The sequence below is a fragment of the Bradyrhizobium hereditatis genome (assembly GCF_020329435.1).
GTDB lineage: Bacteria > Pseudomonadota > Alphaproteobacteria > Rhizobiales > Xanthobacteraceae > Bradyrhizobium > Bradyrhizobium hereditatis.
Genome location: NZ_JAGKJK010000047.1, coordinates 1 through 3,511, shown reverse-complemented (window position 1 = coordinate 3,511; position 3,511 = coordinate 1). Strand labels below are relative to the sequence as shown.

Genomic DNA, 3,511 nt, shown 5'->3' with positions numbered 1-3,511 from the left:
AGGTCTGGCGGGCCGAGATTGTCTTGTTGAGCGTGGACGGGTTCGGCATGCAGCGGACCGGCAAGTCCAAGACCTGCGTCTGGCGCTGGCAGGAACGTTTCATGCAGGAGGGGTTTCGAGGGCCTGCTGCGCGACAAGACACGTCCCTCGCGCATTCCGCCGCTCGGAGCGGACGTTGCAGCCCGCGTAGTGGCTCTCACGCAGGCGCCCGTCGAAGCCACGCACTGGACCGCGACCTTGATGGTTAAGAAGGCCGGCATCAGCGCCAGCTCGGTGCAGCGCATCTGGCGGGCGCACGAGCTGCAACCGCATCGTATCCGGCAGTTCAAGCTCTCGAACGATCCCAATTTCGTCGAGAAGCTGCTTGACGTGGTGGGGCTTTATGTCGATCCGCCCGACCATGCCATCGTGCTCTCGGTCGACGAGAAGAGCCAAATCCAGGCGCTCGACCGCACCCAACCGGGCCTGCCCCTCAAGAAGGGGCGCGCCGCCACCATGACCCACGACTACAAGCGCAACGGCACCACGACCCTGTTTGCCGCCTTCGACGTGCTCGAAGGCAAGGTCATCGGACGCTGTATGCAGAAGCGCCGGCATCAGGAGTTCATTCGCTTCCTCAATCAGATCGAGGCTCAAGTCCCCGCCAAAAGGGCCGTCCACGTCATCCTCGACCCATAAGCACCTGAAGGTCCGCAAATGGCTCGATCGCCATCCGCGTTTCACCTTCCACTTCACCCCCCACCTCGTCCTCGTGGCTCAATGCCGTCGAAGGCTTCTTTGCCAAACTCTCCAAACGGCGCCTCAAACGCGACGTCTTCCGATCAGTCCGCGAACTCAAGGCCGCCATCAACCGCTTCCTCGACGAAACTAACAACGATCCAAAGCCCTTCACTTGGACCGCAGATCCAGACAAAATCGTCGCCGCCGTCAAACGAGGGCACCAATTGTTAGATTCGATCCACTAGTAGCCCGTCACAGTGATTTTGACTCTTTGGGGGTGCCTGGATAGACGCGCCCCAGTTTGGTACGAGCCTTGTCTGTTGTGAACATCCAGTTGATGCGGGCGCGAGCTTTGTTTCGCTGCCGCTCCCATGCTGCGATCTCATTTCTAAGGCGTTTTGGATCGTCGATCCGGCGGCCGAGACACTGTCCTTGGAGCACGCCGATCTCGATCTCGACCATGTTGAGCCAACTGGCGTGTTTCGGGGTGTAGCGAAACTCGAGGCGGCGCAGGATGCGGCCGGCCTCGGCGTGGGCAAAGGCCTGGTAGAGGGCGCCGGGGGCATGGATCGACAGGTTGTCCTGCACGACACGGATGCAGGCGGCCTTGGGGTAATGGACATCGACGAGTTCGCGCATGCAGTGAGCATAATCGACGGCGGTGCGCCGTTCGGTGACTTTGACCTTGCGCCAGGCCCGATGCGGATTGAAGGCGACGAAGAGATTGACGGTGCCGTTACGGCGGTACTCGTAATCGTAGCGCTCGCGCTTTCCCGGCTGGGGTGGGATCGGCTGGCGCACCTCGCCGATGAGTTGGACGGGGGTTTCGTCGAAGCAGATCAGCGGTCGCTCGGGATCGGGCGCTTCGGCGTAGAGAGCACATCTTCCATGCGGGCGACGTATTCGCCATCGACATAGGGAATGCACCACATGTCCCTGCGCCACGGCTTGAGGTCATTATCGGCCAGCCGGCGGCGCACGGTCTCGCCTGACAAGCTGTCATGATCGGTGAGCTTGACCATTACGTCAGCCAGCAGCGCCAGCGTCCAGCGCCTCCGGCCGGCAGGCGGCTTGGCGCATGCGGTCGCCACCAGCAGGGCTTCCTCCTTGCCGGTCAGCTTGCGCTCCGCACCCGGACGTGGCTCCTCACTCAAGGCCCGATCGAGATTGCCTTCCACGAAGCGGCGTTTGGTCCGACAGACGGTGGAGGCGCTTACTCTGACGGTCCGGGCAATCTCCTCGTCGCGGCTGCCGATGTCGGCCGCCAGCAAAATCTGGGCCCGCTTGAGTTTGCGAGCGGCATGCTTGCCGCCGCTCAGCATCGCCGTCAGTTCCTTTCGCTCGGCTTGGCTCAATTCGACCCGGTACCGTACATTCATCGTTCGCCTCCCTGTCGGAGGCTCCGGACGAATCGATCCATGAGTCAAAAATCAGGCGCACGCTTTACCGAGAAGCAGGGCCACTATCTGGCTTTCATCTATACCTACTCGCACATGTTCGGACGGCCACCCGCCGAAACCGACATGCAGCGCCACTTCGGTGTCAGCCCGCCCTCAGTCCATCAGATGATCGTTACGCTCGAACGAAACGGCCTCATTCGCCGACAAGCCGGCGTCCCCAGAAGCATCGAAATCCTCGTGCCGCCAGAAACCTTGCCGATCCTAAGCTGGCTCGGTATCAAACCGTCAAAATCACTGTGACGAGCCACTAGGCGATCTCGATGAGCAGGTCGTTGAGCGGTATCTCCGAGGCGGGAGGCAGTCTATCCAACCCGGTGACCGAGCCGCGCTCAAGCGATGGCTGTGGGTGCTGCGCGAGGAAGGCGCGATCGCGCCGTTGGTGCGACCGCCTCTCACCCCGCACGAACGGATCTTCAAGGAGTTCGATGCCTACCTGCGATCAGAGCGCGGCTTGGCCCCGAGGTCCATCGTCCGCCATCTCCCAGTCATCCGTAGGTTCCCTGCATGAGGTGTGCTCCGGCGGCGCCGGCGCTCTGTGCAAGATCAGCCAAGAGGACGTGATCCGCTACGTTGAGCGCCACGCCCAGGATTGGAGCCCGGCAACAGGCAAGGCGATGTGCTGGTCGTTGCGTGCCTTTCCCCGTTACCCACCATCGGGGGCTGAACTCGCGCCCGTTGGCGGATTGCGTTCCATCGATGCGCCGATGGAAGCTCTTTTTTCCTTCGCATGCTGTCGCCTTCAAGGGCGACACGGTGGGCGTTGTGGATGATTCGGTCGAGGATGGCATCGGCCATGGTGGGTTCGCCGATCATGTCATGCCATTGGGCAACCGGCAGCTGGGCGGTGATCAGGGTGGATTTTCGCCTGTAGCGTTCTTCGAAGATTTCCAGGAGATCGAGGCGTTGCTGATCGTTGCGGGTGTGGGTTCCCCAGTCGTCGAGTCACGTTGAGCTCAACGTGACTCGATTTATGTGCAGCCCGCAGTGATGTGGAGTTGAGGGCCGAAAGCCGGCGCCGGTCCGGCTTTTGACAGCCGCCAACTCCACATAATTTACCTGTAGGTCATAGCCTCTTCAGCCAATCAACGATGTTGATCGTCGCAGAAGAGACGTGTCCGGCACGAGGCGGTGCGAGGATCTCAGGGAACACCTGCATAAGCGCCTGGCGTTTGAGATCGATGTCCGCCCTTGCATAGGTCATCGTTGTGTTCAGCGACGAATGTCCGAGCCATTGACTAATGGTCGCGAAGTCGACGCCCGCCTTCAGAAGAAAGATGGCGGTCGTATGCCGCAAGGTATGGGGATGGATCCGCTTCTCCTGCAGCGTGCGG

The 3,511-nt window shown here is 61.2% G+C and carries 2 protein-coding genes and 3 pseudogenes; 2 read left to right on the top strand and 3 right to left on the bottom strand.

The genetic code is table 11. The features are described from left to right. Positions 1–965: pseudogene (locus tag J6524_RS36910) on the top strand (IS630 family transposase); the annotation flags it as partial. Positions 966–972: 7 nt separating this feature from the next. Here the strand turns inward: J6524_RS36910 and J6524_RS36905 are convergent. Then, positions 973–2,099, bottom strand: a pseudogene (locus J6524_RS36905) (IS630 family transposase). A 39-nt stretch (positions 2,100–2,138) separates the two neighbouring features. Between J6524_RS36905 and J6524_RS36900 the strand changes: the two are divergent. Beyond that, the gene (locus J6524_RS36900; protein WP_225678742.1) at positions 2,139–2,420 is read left to right on the top strand and encodes a LexA family protein; all 282 of its coding nucleotides are present in this window, start codon (positions 2,139–2,141) and stop codon (positions 2,418–2,420) included. 480 nt (positions 2,421–2,900) lie between these two features. Here J6524_RS36900 and J6524_RS36895 read toward each other — a convergent pair. Next, positions 2,901–3,122 (bottom strand): annotated as a pseudogene (locus J6524_RS36895) (ATP-binding protein); the annotation flags it as partial. A gap of 121 nt (positions 3,123–3,243) precedes the next feature. Then, the coding region (locus J6524_RS36890) for a tyrosine-type recombinase/integrase (protein ID WP_225678466.1) at positions 3,244–3,511 on the bottom strand (268 nt) is incomplete at its 5' end.